Origin of the sequence: Flavobacterium kochi, assembly GCF_048286715.1 — a bacterium.
Taxonomy (GTDB): Bacteria; Bacteroidota; Bacteroidia; order Flavobacteriales; family Flavobacteriaceae; genus Flavobacterium.
This window is the reverse complement of record NZ_JBLVPW010000003.1, coordinates 232903-247258: the sequence shown is the minus strand read 5'-3', so window position 1 is coordinate 247258 and position 14356 is coordinate 232903. Positions and strand designations below refer to the sequence as shown.

Below are 14356 nucleotides of genomic sequence, written 5' to 3'. Positions count from 1 at the left end.
TTTTCTTTCTATCTGATCAATTTCACAATTTCGTCAACAATTTGTTTTGTTGCTTGCGGCATAGCCAATTGCTTTATGTTTTCACTCAGCTGGTTTTGTTTTCCCTGATCTTTCAACAGGGCTTCAAAAACAAGACCAAATTGAGCCTCTAGCTCCGATTCTTTGAGCATTAAAGCTCCTTTTTTATCAACAATGGCCAGCGCATTTTTAGTTTGGTGATCTTCAGCTACATTTGGTGAAGGAATAAAAATTACTGGTTTCCCAACAATACACAACTCCGAAACTGATGAGGCGCCTGCACGGGAAATAATGACATCCGCAGCAGCATACGCTAAATCCATTCGTTCAATAAAAGCGACTACCTGAACATGCTCTTTATTATATTTTTTATAATCTTCCAAATACAATTTTCCGCATTGCCAAATCACCTGTACATTTTGGAAAAGAATATCTTTTAACTCCTTTTCGATTAGTTGGTTCACTCTTCGCGCTCCAAGGCTTCCTCCAAGAACCAATAGTGTTTTCTTTTTTGAATCTAAATTAAAATATTGAATTGCTTCCGCTTTTTTACTTTCGATATCAATTAAATCCTGACGCACCGGATTCCCGGTCAGAATCATTTTATGTTTTGGAAAAAAACGTTCCAGGTTTTCATAGGCGACACAAATTCTGTTCGCTTTTTTACTCAATAATTTATTGGTAATTCCCGGATAGGAATTTTGTTCCTGTATCACTGTCGGGATACCTGCAATTGCAGCCACCTGTAACAAAGGACCACTGGCAAAACCGCCAGTCCCTATTACTACGTCTGGTTTAAAATCCCTTAGTATCGTTCTTGATTTTAATAAACTTGAAATTAATTTGATTGGAAAAAGCGTATTATCCAATGTCAGTCTTCTTTGCAAACCTGCAATCCAAAGCCCTTTTATTTTGTATCCTGCCTGAGGCACTTTTTGCATTTCCATTTTATCATGGGCACCTACAAAAAGAATTTCGGCATCAGGAAAACGAGATTTTAATTCATTGGCAATTGCAATTGCCGGATAAATATGTCCGCCTGTTCCACCGCCGCTTAATATGAATTTATACTGTTTCATTTTTTTAAGTTACTAGTTCCTAAGTTTTTCCAAATTACTTTTTCTGTAAAAAACCGAATTACTTATTTAAAACTGCGTTCATTGGATTTGTGGCCTTATCCTCAATAGAGTAACTTTCTTCTATCAGATCGTCCTCTCCTAATTCTCTATCGATTAATTTCTGAAGCGCTTCTTCTCTTTTGGCAGCATCTTTTAATTCCTGAGCGATTTCTTCCTCTTTTTTGGTTACACTAATGATAATTCCAAGTGCAAAACAGGTCATCCAGATCGAACTTCCCCCGCTACTTATTAACGGCAATGTTTGTCCTGTAACCGGTAATAATTCTACTGCAACTGCCATATTAATCATCGCCTGAAATATCATCGGAAAACCCAATCCGATCACAACCAATTTTCCAAACAACGTATTGGCTTTGTGTGAAGCAATAACAAACCGAAATAATAATAATAAATATAAAGTAAGCACTCCCAAACCTCCTAAAAGTCCATATTCCTCCACAATAATGGCGTAAATAAAATCGGAAGAAGATTGTGGTAAGAAATTCTTCTGAACGCTTTTACCCGGCCCTAATCCATAAATTTTACCAGACGCGATAGCAATTTTAGCCTTCTCTATTTGATAATCGTCTTCATCCGGTTTATCCGTGCTAAAATTTTCGATTCTACTTTCCCAGGTATGTACTCTGCTAAAAAATCTGGAATCTGGAAAAGCTTTTGAAAGAAGTACAAAAAAAGCGAGAAATAAAATTCCGGAACCAATAATAATTCCAATATATTTTAATGGGTATTTACCAATAAAAGTCAGCATCAATATCATAGAGAAAATCAATGCCGTTGTAGAGAAATTAGCTGGCAAAATGAGTATTAATGTAAAAAATACCGGCAACCAAAGTTCCCATAAAGAAGCCTTGAATTCAATTGGTTCTTCTCTTGTTTTTGACAGATACCGCGCTACAAACATAAACAGCACTATAGATGCCAATGTTGATGTTTGGAATGTTATTCCAATAAACGGAACCTGAATCCATCGACTCGCATTTGCACCGGCGATAACCGTTCCTTTAATTAATGTGTAAGCCAACAATATCCAAACAACAGGCAATCCGACTTTAGAAATAGCCCGAAAATAATGATATGGTACTTTATGAACCCAATAAATAATGGAGAAGCCAATGCATATATGCGCCAAATGTTTTACCAGATAACCCAATGTATTTCCGTTCCCCTGTCCAATATAAGCCAAATTACTACTCGCACTAAAAACAGGCATAAACGAAAACAAGGCCAATAAGGCCACAAATGACCAAATACCTTTATCTCCTTTTAAACTGTTAACTAGTTGTTTCATTTTACTTTTTGTTTTAAATTTTCTCATTTAAACTTTAAGCCTGGAAAGGCTCAAAATCTAAACAAATAAACTTTTTTATAAATTTTTAACGGCTTGTTTGAACTGATTCCCTCTGTCTTCATAGTTTTCAAATAAATCAAAACTTGCACAGGCTGGCGACAGTAATACCGTATCTCCTTTTTCTGATAATCGTTGCGCCATTCTCACGGCATCATTCATATTATCAACTTCAATCATAATGTCCACAACATTACCGAAAGCATCAATTATTTTTTTATTATCCACACCAAGACAGATAATAGCTTTTACTTTTTCGCGGACTAAAGACATTAATTCGTTGTAATCATTTCCTTTGTCAACTCCCCCTACAATCCACACCGTAGGTGTATTCATGCTGTCCAATGCAAAAAAAGTAGCGTTGACATTGGTTGCTTTGGAGTCATTGATATATTGTACGTTTTGAATTTTCAATACTTTTTCAAGACGGTGCTCTACTCCTTGAAAATTTGATAGACTTTCACGAATTGTAGCTTTTCTTATTTGCATCAATTTCGCCACAGAAGTTGCTGCCATTGCGTTTTTCATGTTATGTTTTCCTTCTAAGGCAATATGCTCTGTGTCCATTGTAAACTCTTCCTGATTGATTGAAATTTCCATTTTGTTGTTTTTTATATAAGCTCCTTCGCTGAAAGTTTTTGTCAATGAAAAAGGAATTAATTTGGCTTTAGTTGTATGTGTTTTAAACCATTCTGCAATGGCTTCATCATCTGCGTCATAAATGAGGTAATCTTCCTCGGTTTGATTCATTGTGATTCTAAATTTCGAATCGATGTACTTTTCATATTTGTAATCGTACCGATCTAAATGATCCGGACTAATATTTGTAATAATTGCAATATGTGGTTTAAAATTTACAATCCCATCCAATTGAAAACTGCTTAATTCAAGCACATAAGAATCAAATTTATTCTCTGCTACCTGCCAGGCGAAACTCTTTCCAATATTCCCTCCTAATCCTACATTCAGTCCCGCTGATTTTAACAAATGATAGGTCAGCATTGTCGTGGTGGTCTTGCCATTGCTCCCTGTAATTCCTATTATAGTAGCATCGGTAAAAGGAGCGGTAAACTCAATTTCTGACAGTACTGGAATTCCTTTGGCTAAAAGCTTTTTTACTATTGGCGATTTCTCAGGAATTCCTGGGCTTTTCATCACTACATCAGCATTCAAAACCAAATCTTCAGTATGAGTTTCCTCTTCCCAAGCGATTCCATTAATGACAAGAACTTCTTTGTAATTCTCTTTTATCTTTCCAAAATCAGATACAAAAACATCATATCCTTTTTTCTTCCCCAGAATGGCAGTCCCAACTCCGCTTTCTCCTCCTCCTAAAATTACTAGCCTCATTTTATCTTAATTTTAAAGTAACGATTGATAATATGGCCAGCATTATAGCAACAATCCAAAACCGTGTTACGATTTTACTTTCGTGATATCCTTTCTTTTGATAATGATGATGCAAAGGTGACATCAGAAATATTCTTCGCCCTTCGCCAAAGCGTTTTTTGGTATACTTAAAATAACTTACCTGTAAAACAACTGACAGATTCTCGACAAGAAAAATTCCGCACAATAATGGAATCAACATTTCTTTTCGGACTGCAATTGCAAGAACTGCAATAATTCCTCCAATAGTCAAACTTCCGGTATCACCCATAAAAACAGATGCCGGATAGGAATTATACCAAAGAAACCCAATCAATGATCCTACAAAAGCAGCGATAAAAACAGTCATTTCTCCCGAATTAGGGATATACATAATATTCAAATAATTAGAAAAAATAATATTACCCGAAACGAATGTAAATATTCCCAATGCTAGAACTGAAATAGCGGAAGTCCCTGCAGCCAGTCCATCAATACCATCCGTTAAATTAGCGCCATTGGAAACCGCAGTAATTATAAAAATAACCACTGGAATAAAAATCAACCAAGCCCATTTTTCATACCCGTCACCTGTCCATGCTAATAATTCGGCATAATCAAATTCGTTATTTTTAAAGAAAGGAATCGTAGTTGCCGTAGATTTTTCTTCAACTGGAGCAGGGGCAATAACGGTTTCTGTTGGTGCTTTAAAAAGATCCGATTTCGCTGTATCGGTACGAACGGTAACTGCCGGACTAAAATAAAGAACGATCCCTACTATCAGGCCCAGACCCACCTGTCCCACAACCTTAAAAATCCCTTTTAGTCCTTCTTTATCTTTTTTGAAAATTTTAATATAATCATCTATAAAACCAATCGTTCCCATCCAAAGTGTGGTAACAATCAATAAAACGATATAAATATTATGCAGCTTTGCAAAAAGGATAACAGGCACCAGAGTGGCAAATATGATGATTAAACCTCCCATTGTTGGCGTCCCTGCTTTTTCATTTTGACCTGCCAGACCAAGCTCACGAACCGTTTCTCCCACTTGTTGTCTTTGCAGGAAACGAATTATTCTTTTTCCATAAATAGTAGATAACAATAAAGAAAGCATCAATGCCAATGCAGATCTAAAAGTAATGTACTGAAAAACGCCTGTTCCGGGAACATCTAATGTCTTGTCTAAATATTCAAATAAGTAATACAGCATATTTTTCTATTTATGAAGTTGATCTAATATTTCTTTAACTATTTTCATATCGTCAAAATCGTGACGAACGCCATTTATTTCCTGATACGTCTCATGCCCTTTTCCGGCAATTAAAATAATATCATTTGGCTGAGCCAATTGGCAAGCCGTTTTTATAGCCTGCTTTCTGTCCGTTATAGTCAACGTTTTTTTATAATTCTGAGGGGCTACACCTTGCTCCATTTCAGTAATAATAGCTTCCGGATCTTCGTTTCTTGGATTGTCGGAAGTGAAAATTGCTTTATCACTCAGCTCAGATGCAATCCCAGCCATAATTGGGCGTTTCGTCTTATCTCTATTGCCACCACAACCTACAACTGTTATCAATTGCTCGTTTTTTGTGCGAATGTCATTGATTGTTTTCAGCACATTTTCTAAGGCATCCGGCGTATGGGCGTAATCTACAATTGCTGTAATATTAGAATTTGAAACAATAAATTGAAAACGTCCTGAAACACTTTCTAAATCTGATAACAATCGAAGCACTTCCATGCTTTCCATCCCTAATTCAATCGCAGTTCCATAAATAGCCAATAAATTATAAGCATTAAACGTCCCTATCAGTTTCACCCAAACTTCATTTCCATTTATTTTCAACAACAAACCTGATAATTGATTCTCAAGGATTTGTGCTTTATAATCGGCGTAGGTTTTTAAAGCATACGTTCGTTTCTTTGCCACAGTATTCTGCAACATCACCTGTCCATTTTTATCATCAATATTGGACAATGCAAATGCCGTTTTCGGTAAATTATCGAAAAACGATTTTTTTACATCTCTATATTCTGCAAATGTCGGATGGTAATCCAGATGGTCGTGAGACAAATTGGTAAAAATACCGCCTACAAAGTGTAATGCTTCTGTTCTTTTTTGATGAATCCCATGAGAACTCACTTCCATAAAACAGTATTCAACACCGCTCCCCACCATTTCTTTTAGATAATGGTTTATTGTAATCGAATCAGGAGTGGTGTGCGTTGCTTTATATTCGAGATCATCAACCAAAATTTTCACTGTGGAGAGTAACCCGACTTTAAACCCTGCTTTTTTAAACAATTGATACAGCAAAGAAGCTATTGTCGTTTTACCGTTCGTTCCGGTAATTCCAATTAATTTTAAGTTTTGAGAAGGATCTCCAAAATAATTTGCAGCCATAAATGCTAAGGCCGAATTCGTATCTTTTACCTGAACATAGGTAATTCCTTTTGCAATATCCTTCGGAAATGTATCGCAAATAACTGCCACCGCTCCTTGCTGAATCGCTTTTTCTATAAAGTCATGTCCATCTGAAATGGAACCACGAATAGCAATAAAAACATCATTAGCTTCGATTTTTCTAGAATCGAAATCCATTTTGTTTATAGCGATATCCGTCGAACCTTTTACGGCTTCGATAGCTACTTTATACAATATGTCTTTTAAGATTTTCACGATAATTCTAATAAAATTGTTGTGTTTCTAACTATATTTTGTCCAGCCTGAAGCGATTGTTTTTTCACTTTCCCAACGCCGATAGCTTTTACTTTTATCCCTAAATTTTCCAATAAGGCCACTGCATCCATTCCTGACATCCCTTTAACGTTAGGAATTAACTGCTCTTTCTTTTGCGACTTAACAAAATAAGAATCGTAATTGCGTTCTTGTTTTTGTATTTTTCTATCTAAATTTTTAATCTCATTGGTTGAAGGAGCATCGGTAAAAATCTTTTGTGCGATACGTTTGAAAACCGGACCTGCCACATCTGCTCCGTAATAATTATTTAAAGCAGTACTGGGTTTGTGTACCACAACTATACAAGAATATTTAGGATGATCTGCTGGAAAATACCCAACAAATGATGATGCATAATATTTACCTGAACCGCCGTCTTTTGCGTAATTTACCGCAGCTGTTCCTGTTTTTCCGGCCATGGAAAAATCTTTAGAATAAAGCTTAGAGGCTGTACCTTTTTTAACAACATTCAATAAGATCGCTTTCAATTTCAAAATAGTTTCCTGCGAACATATTTTAGGATTCAAAACTTCCTTATCGTATTTTTTAATTGTTTTGTTCCATTCTTTAATTTCAGAAACAAACTGGGGTTTAACCATTTCTCCATTATTGGCAACCGCATTATAAAAGGCTAATGTCTGCATTGGCGTAATAGAAACTCCATACCCAAAAGCCATCCAGGGAAGTGAAATATTGGACCAGTTTTTATCACTCGGTTGCGGAACATAGGGACGACCTTCCCCTTTGATCGAAAGTCCCAAAGGTTTATTTAATCCAAAATTATTAAGATGATTTACAAATTTTGAAGGCTCATTTTTATAACTATTATAAACGGCTTGAACCATGACCGTATTCGATGAAAGTTCAAAACCTCTTGCTAAAGAAATTTTCCCGTAACCCCCTTCATGTGAATCCCGAACTTTTCTTCCAGAGTAAACCACAACGCCACCTTTACTATCATAAACCGCACTGGTATCCACTTTTTTATCTTCAAGAAGCGCCATTAAATCCGTTAATTTATAGGTAGAACCTGGCTCGTGAGATTCCGCAACCGCATAATTGGTTGTTTCGTAATACGTCCCATCAGTACCTCTTCCTAAATTTGAAATCGCTTTCACATGACCTGTATTGGTTTCCATTACCACTACGCAACCATGATCTGCCTGATATAATTCCAGCTGTTTTAGCAAAGCATGATGTGCAATATCCTGAATATAAACATCAATTGTTGAGACAACATCATAACCATCCTGCGGATCAACTTCATTGATATCACGGATCGGTTTCCACTGTCCTTTTGCGATTTTTTGTTTTAAAATTTTCCCGTCTTTACCGTTCAGATACTTTCTAAAAGCCCATTCAATTCCTTTTCCATCGAGTGACACACCTTTAGAAGTTCTCTCATAACCAACGGTTCGTTCCGCAATTTTACCTATCGGATGTTTTCTTACGGTTTCCTGTTCGATTATAATTCCACCTTTAAAAGCGCCCAAATTAAATAAAGGAAACCCCTTTATTTTAAAATACTGGGTATAGCTTAAATTGCGTGCAACTAAATAATATCTATTCTTGTTTGCTCTGGCTTTTCTCAATTCATTTTGGAAAAAATTGGAGGGCTTTCCCAGAACTAAAGCCAATGAATCTGACAATGACTTAACATTTTTTTCGAATGCTTCTGGTTTTGGAGCCACGGCATCAAATCGAATTTCATAATTAGGAATAGAAGTCGCCAAAAGACTTCCGTCAGCAGAATAAATATTGCCTTTATTAGCAGGAATAACAAAATTTCTAACGGTTCTTTCTTTGGCTAATTTTCTATAATAATCACCCTCGACCCATTGAATATTAGTCAATTTTACAGCAATCGCAATGGCCATCAAAAAGATAGCGAATGCAACCAGATAAATTCTGTACGATATGTATTTATCTTCTACTGCCATATTTTTTTGAAAAAGCTTTTTTCTTCTTCTTTTTTAACTTTGATTTTAACTGGAGGAACTGTCGATGGAAAAATTTGTTTTTCCACCATTTTTTCAGAAACAGTCGATTCCATTTTTAATTTCATTAATTCAGAACGTCTGTCAACAAATTCAGAACGCAACTCTTTGACCTGATTGGTCAACTCGGCAATCTTAAATACTTTTTGCTCAAACCGTTGTGTATTAGCAATCATAACAATCGCCAAAACAATTACAAAAACGATGAATCGCCAGTTTTTAACAGCGTCATCATCGATGAGAAATCTAGCCTTTAACAGACTGTAAACTCCATTTTTCATAACCAATTATATCTTTTCAGCTATTCTTAATTTGGCACTCCTTGCTCTATTATTTTCTTTTATCTCAGCGTTATCCGGCACAATTAATTTTCCTACAGTTTTAAACGGAACCGAAAAATTACCAAAAAAATCACGCTCCGGTTCGCCTTCAAACATTCCATTTTTCATGAATCTTTTTACTAGTCTGTCTTCTAAAGAATGGTAAGAGATCACACTTAATCGACCACCTGGATTTAATATCTCTAAGGATTGCTCCAAAAATTCTTTCAAAACATCCATTTCCTGATTCACCTCAATACGAATGGCCTGATACATTTGAGCCAGGATTTTATGGCTTTTATGAGCCGGCAAAAAACGGCCTAAAACCATTTTTAATTGCTCCGTATTTTTAATAGGTTCAACTTCTCTTGCTTCCAGAATCACTCGTGCTATAGCGGGCGCATTTTTTAATTCACCATAATCCAAAAACACCCTTCTTAAATTAGCTTCATCATATTCATTGACGACCCGATACGCATTCAAATCATTTTTCTGACTCATTCTCATATCTAATTCTGCATCAAAACGAGTAGAAAAACCTCTTTCCGCAACATCAAACTGATGTGATGAAACACCTAAATCAGCTAAGATTCCGTCAACACTTTTCACCCCATAAAAACGCAAAAACCGTTTTATAAAACGGAAATTTTCATTGATGAGAACAAATCTTTCATCTGGCAAGGCATTCGCCAAAGCATCTTCATCCTGATCAAAAGCAAACAACTTTCCGCATGGCCCCAATCTTTTCAAAATTTCTTTTGAATGGCCTCCACCACCAAAAGTTACATCTACATAAATGCCGTCTGGTTTAATATTTAAACCATCTACTGATGCCTGAAGCAAAACCGGATTATGATATTCCATTGTCGTCGTCATTTATATTTCCCATTACTTCCTCTGCCAAATCTGCAAAATCAACATCTTCACCATTTATTGATTTTTCGTACAAATCTTTATCCCAAATCTCAACAATATTCACTGCCGATGAAAACACTACTTCTTTAGCAATACTTGCAAAAGCCACTAAATCTTTAGGCACTAACAACCGACCTAAAGCATCAATTTCAACCACCTTTACCCCAGCGGTAAACCTGCGGATAAAATCATTGTTTTTCTTTACAAATCGATTCAGTTTATTGATTTTTTGCATCATCAGATCCCACTCCTGCATAGGATACAACTCTAAACAGGGCTGAAATACGGAACGCTTCAAAACAAAACCGTTTTGAAGAGAAGAAGCCAATTGCTTTTTCAAAGGCGCTGGCAACAGCAACCTTCCTTTGGCATCAACTTTACATTCATATGTTCCAATAATTGTATCCAAGTAAAAAGTTTAAAAGATGTTGAGCAAAAATATAAAAAATATTACCACAATTTACCACTATATACCACTTTGTTAATAAGTTTAACCACTTTTGAATAAAAACCCTTAATTTTTGGACAATCAGAACGTTACCTTCATTCCATTTTATTTGTAAGAAAGATAATGTTATAAAAAAAAGGAGGCTAAACACAATGAAATTTCGATTTAAAATACTACTGCGAAAAGTGAAATAATTAAAATCCAGAATCAAAAAAAGTAAAGAAAAAGAGACGCATTTTTACATCAGCTGCTATTATTTTACAATTAAAAATTGTTGTAAAAATTCTTTTTTATTTATTAAATCCTATATTTGTCGAAATTGAAAATCCGGATTCAAAAAAAATGGAAAAACACTATAAAAAAGAAGGTAGATACAGCTATTATGAAGCTGGTGAAGGAACTCCAATTGTAATCTTACATGGACTTATGGGAGGACTTAGCAACTTTGATGCTGTTGCACAGTACTTTTCTACAAAAGGATACAAAATAATCATTCCAGATTTACCGATATACAGTCAGAATATTTTAAAAACGAATGTAAAAAGTTTCGCAAAATACGTTAAGGATTTCATTACATTCAAAGGATTAGAAAGAGTAATCCTTTTGGGGAATTCATTAGGTGGTCACATCGCTTTGTACCATACTAAAATGTATCCTGAAAAAGTATCCGGACTTGTAATTACCGGAAGTTCAGGGCTGTATGAAAGCACCATGGGCGATAGCTATCCAAAAAGAGGGGACTACGAATATATCAAGAAAAAAGCTGAGGACGTATTTTATGATCCAAAGATAGCGACAAAAGAACTTATCGATGAAGTTTACGAATCAGTAAATGACAGAATAAAATTGATAAAAACACTGACGATTGCCAAAAGTGCCATTCGTCATAATATGGCAAAAGATTTACCAAAAATGCATGTTCAAACCTGTATTATTTGGGGAAAAAATGACAAAGTTACCCCGCCTGATGTTGCGGAAGAGTTTCACAAATTATTACCTAATTCAACTTTATACTGGATAGACAAATGTGGCCATGCTGCTATGATGGAACATCCGGACGAGTTTAATCGTCTGTTAGAGGATTGGCTAACCCATACCCATTTAGCAGTACACTAATCTTAAAAGAAGAATTTTTTACACCTAAAAGAAATGAAAATTAATACCGCCGAATTTATTATCAGTAATTCCGATGTGGCCAAATGTCCCAAAGACTTTTTGCCGGAATATGCTTTTATAGGCCGATCAAATGTTGGAAAATCCTCGTTGATAAACATGCTGACGAATCAAAAGAAGTTAGCTAAAACATCTGGAAGACCAGGAAAAACACAGCTGATTAATCATTTTTTAATCAATAGTAATTGGTTCTTGGTCGATTTACCCGGTTATGGCTACGCTAAAGTTTCTAAAAAAACGAAATCTATTTTTCAAGAATTCATTACGGATTATTTTGAAACCAGAGAGCAACTGGTGTGTGCTTTTGTTTTGATTGATATTCGTCATGAGGCACAAACCATAGATATCGAATTTATGTCTTATATGGGCGAAAGCGAAATTCCTTTTTGCATCGTTTTCACCAAAGCTGACAAGATCAGCAAAGTAAAAATCGATTCCCATATTGCAGCATACAAAAAGAAAATGTTTGCAAACAACTGGGCCGAAATGCCTCAGTATTTTGTTACTTCTGCTACAGAATCGACCGGAAAAGAAGAATTATTAAGCTATATTGATGAAGTAAATCAGGAAGTCTTCAAAAACAACAGCCAGTTTTAGAAAACACTACTGATCCCCTTTTAAAAATAAAAATCCCAAAACTTACTACAATTAGTTTTGGGATTTTCATTTGGAACAAAACTTTACTTTATTTCGTTAACTCCAATTTTTCGGCAAAATAATCACAGAAATCTTTCATGGTGTCCGCCATTTTCTCATCATCAGTAGCACGTTTGAACGTTTCAGACATAGCAACCAAAGTTTGATGAAAGAAAATTTTCATTTCATCAACCGGCATATCTTTAGTCCATAAATCGATACGCATCGTTTCTTTTACCTTACTGTCCCAAATGGACAGCATAATAGCTTTCGCTTCTTCCTGATCCACTCCACCGTCTTTGGCAGACCACATTAATTTTTCCGGAACACGGTTATCGTCTAATTCGATTAGAAACTTAATTTCTGAGGTATTTTGATTTGACATTACTTTTTAGGTTTGTATTTTGATTTCATAAATATTTCTTTGGCATCGGTTTTCAACAAATCAGCTATAGGCACCTCATTATTTTTCATATAAGACCGTACCATCTGCCAACCTATCCAGGCACCTACCTGTCCTGGCGATTCATTATCAATTTCCAAATAAAACTTAGAAAATGGGGCTGGATTAATAAATCGTGGCATTAGCTTTTGATCATCACTATAGAGCATTTCTTTTTCGATAAAATAACGCCACATGTAACTTTCATTCTCTTCACACCATTTAATTTGTTCAGGAGTATATCCCATTTTTTCTGCATCACTGTAATTTGGCAAAAGTAAGTCTTTTAAATACAACTGTTTCCCAAAATAAATCATTTGACTTAGCATACTTTTATCGGCAACAGGAGCAATTTTACGTGATGAAAAACTCGAAACTACATCCGGCATGATCTGTCTTTGCTCAAAATTTTGTTTTATATAATTTGGAAATTGATAAAATTTATGATTTTTTCCCAAATACAATTCAAGCGAAATAATTACCAGACTATCGGCATAAATCACTTTATTCTTATAATCCATTTCAGAGATTACAGTAATAACTTTTGGCGTTTTTGTCTGAGGAAAATAATATTTAATATGCTTAAATAGTGATTCTAGTTCAACTTTCACAGGTTCAAAATCAGCATACTTTTTTTGAACTTCAGTATACAACTCTTTCCATATCGGATCCTGCATTTTATTTAACCATACACTGTCGTCATTTCCTGCCGGAAAAAAGAAAGGAAACTCTTTCTTTACTTTTTCTAAATCTTTCGGGGAAGTTTCAAAAAATATTTTGTCAAAGCGCACAACTTTGAGTTCTAAAGGAATTGCAGCAACGGCATTTTCTATCTTATTTTTTTTCTCACAGGATAAAAAAAAGAGACAAAAGGCTACAAAAAATAGATTTTTTTTCATATTTATTAATTAAATTTGTTTCCTAAGAACAAAGGAAACGAATGGCAACTACTTTAGTTTGCAAATATACATTCCTGCTTTTTAAAACGTAAACTATTATGACTAAAAAAAGTACAATTCAAGTCGAAAAAGTGAATGCTCATATAGTAAATTGGTTAAAAACTTATGCAGAAAACGCCAAAGTTAACGGATTTGTCATCGGAATTTCAGGAGGGGTGGACTCAGCAGTCACTTCTACATTGTGCGCACAAACCGGATTACAAGTTTTATGTGTTGAAATGCCGATTCACCAGCCGCATAGCCATGTCACTCGTGGTCGTGAACACATTGAACAATTAAAAAACAGATTTCCAAATGTATCAAGTGTTGAAGCCGATTTGACTTACGTTTTTGAAAGTTTCAAAAAAATAGTCCCGGATAATGTTGACATACATAAGCTCCATCTATCTCAAGCTAATACACGCGCACGTTTACGAATGACCACCTTGTATTATTTCGCCGGTATTTATGGCTTATTAGTTGCTGGCACAGGAAATAAAGTAGAAGATTTTGGTATTGGTTTTTTCACTAAATACGGTGATGGCGGAGTCGATTTGAGTCCTATTGCCGATTTAATGAAATCTGAAGTTTACAGTTTAGGAGCTTATTTAGAAGTTCCTGATTCGATTTTAAAAGCATCCCCGTCTGACGGATTATTTGGTGACGAAAGAACTGATGAGGATCAGTTGGGAGCCAGTTATGATGAGCTGGAATGGGCAATGAATCAGGATGAGTCAGGAAAATCAGTAAATGACTTTACGGGCAGAGAAAAGGTAATTTTTGAAATTTACAAACGATTAAATTCTGCCAACAAACACAAAATGAATGCAATACCAGTTTGCTTAATATAAATTTCTAAAAAAAACCATATTTT

Annotated in this window: 14 protein-coding genes; 3 read left to right on the top strand and 11 right to left on the bottom strand. The window is 35.3% G+C overall.

Annotation, left to right across the window (positions count from 1 at the left end):
• Positions 1-8 precede the first annotated feature (8 nt).
• The 9 genes from murG to mraZ all read right to left on the bottom strand — a co-directional run bounded on the left by murG (position 9) and on the right by mraZ (position 10254).
• Positions 9-1097 (bottom strand): undecaprenyldiphospho-muramoylpentapeptide beta-N-acetylglucosaminyltransferase, encoded by a 1089-nt coding sequence (gene murG, locus ACNQGH_RS04690; RefSeq protein ID WP_417954818.1) that lies wholly within the window; start codon positions 1095-1097, stop codon positions 9-11.
• A gap of 58 nt (positions 1098-1155) precedes the next feature.
• The gene (locus ACNQGH_RS04685; RefSeq protein ID WP_417954817.1) at positions 1156-2445 is read right to left on the bottom strand and encodes an FtsW/RodA/SpoVE family cell cycle protein; all 1290 of its coding nucleotides are present in this window, start codon (positions 2443-2445) and stop codon (positions 1156-1158) included.
• A 75-nt stretch (positions 2446-2520) separates the two neighbouring features.
• Positions 2521-3852 carry a UDP-N-acetylmuramoyl-L-alanine--D-glutamate ligase gene (gene murD / locus ACNQGH_RS04680; protein ID WP_417954816.1) on the bottom strand — a complete coding sequence of 444 codons (1332 nt, stop codon included), beginning with the start codon at positions 3850-3852 and terminating at the stop codon, positions 2521-2523.
• Position 3853: 1 nt separating this feature from the next.
• Positions 3854-5083 (bottom strand): phospho-N-acetylmuramoyl-pentapeptide-transferase, encoded by a 1230-nt coding sequence (gene mraY, locus ACNQGH_RS04675; RefSeq protein ID WP_417954815.1) that lies wholly within the window; start codon positions 5081-5083, stop codon positions 3854-3856.
• Positions 5084-5089: 6 nt separating this feature from the next.
• A complete protein-coding gene (locus ACNQGH_RS04670; RefSeq protein WP_417954814.1) occupies positions 5090-6553 on the bottom strand; it encodes a UDP-N-acetylmuramoyl-L-alanyl-D-glutamate--2,6-diaminopimelate ligase in 1464 nt (487 codons plus the stop codon).
• Positions 6550-8553 carry a penicillin-binding protein gene (locus ACNQGH_RS04665; RefSeq protein WP_417954813.1) on the bottom strand — a complete coding sequence of 668 codons (2004 nt, stop codon included), beginning with the start codon at positions 8551-8553 and terminating at the stop codon, positions 6550-6552. The genes ACNQGH_RS04670 and ACNQGH_RS04665 overlap by 4 nt, the downstream gene beginning before the upstream one ends.
• The gene (locus tag ACNQGH_RS04660) at positions 8544-8891 is read right to left on the bottom strand and encodes an FtsL-like putative cell division protein (protein WP_417954812.1); all 348 of its coding nucleotides are present in this window, start codon (positions 8889-8891) and stop codon (positions 8544-8546) included. The genes ACNQGH_RS04665 and ACNQGH_RS04660 overlap by 10 nt, the downstream gene beginning before the upstream one ends.
• A gap of 6 nt (positions 8892-8897) precedes the next feature.
• On the bottom strand, positions 8898-9806 hold the full coding sequence (rsmH, locus tag ACNQGH_RS04655; RefSeq protein ID WP_417954811.1) for a 16S rRNA (cytosine(1402)-N(4))-methyltransferase RsmH: 909 nt from the start codon (positions 9804-9806) through the stop codon (positions 8898-8900).
• On the bottom strand, positions 9781-10254 hold the full coding sequence (gene mraZ, locus ACNQGH_RS04650) for a division/cell wall cluster transcriptional repressor MraZ (protein WP_417954810.1): 474 nt from the start codon (positions 10252-10254) through the stop codon (positions 9781-9783). The genes rsmH and mraZ overlap by 26 nt, the downstream gene beginning before the upstream one ends.
• A 381-nt stretch (positions 10255-10635) precedes the next feature.
• Here mraZ and ACNQGH_RS04645 point away from each other — a divergent pair, with 381 nt between their 5' ends.
• Positions 10636-11409: an alpha/beta fold hydrolase gene (locus ACNQGH_RS04645; protein ID WP_417954809.1), complete on the top strand. Its 774-nt coding sequence runs from the start codon at positions 10636-10638 to the stop codon at positions 11407-11409.
• A 33-nt stretch (positions 11410-11442) separates the two neighbouring features.
• Positions 11443-12063 (top strand): ribosome biogenesis GTP-binding protein YihA/YsxC, encoded by a 621-nt coding sequence (gene yihA / locus ACNQGH_RS04640; RefSeq protein ID WP_417954808.1) that lies wholly within the window; start codon positions 11443-11445, stop codon positions 12061-12063.
• Between the two features lie 88 nt (positions 12064-12151).
• Here yihA and gldC read toward each other — a convergent pair whose 3' ends face one another.
• Positions 12152-12487: a gliding motility protein GldC gene (gldC, locus tag ACNQGH_RS04635; protein ID WP_417954807.1), complete on the bottom strand. Its 336-nt coding sequence runs from the start codon at positions 12485-12487 to the stop codon at positions 12152-12154.
• Positions 12487-13443 carry a gliding motility lipoprotein GldB gene (gene gldB / locus ACNQGH_RS04630; RefSeq protein WP_417954806.1) on the bottom strand — a complete coding sequence of 319 codons (957 nt, stop codon included), beginning with the start codon at positions 13441-13443 and terminating at the stop codon, positions 12487-12489. Before gldB ends, gldC begins: the two co-directional genes overlap by 1 nt.
• Positions 13444-13541: 98 nt before the next feature.
• On the opposite strand from gldB, the gene nadE reads away from it, so the two are divergent.
• Positions 13542-14333 (top strand): NAD(+) synthase, encoded by a 792-nt coding sequence (gene nadE / locus ACNQGH_RS04625; protein ID WP_417954805.1) that lies wholly within the window; start codon positions 13542-13544, stop codon positions 14331-14333.
• Positions 14334-14356: the final 23 nt, after the last annotated feature.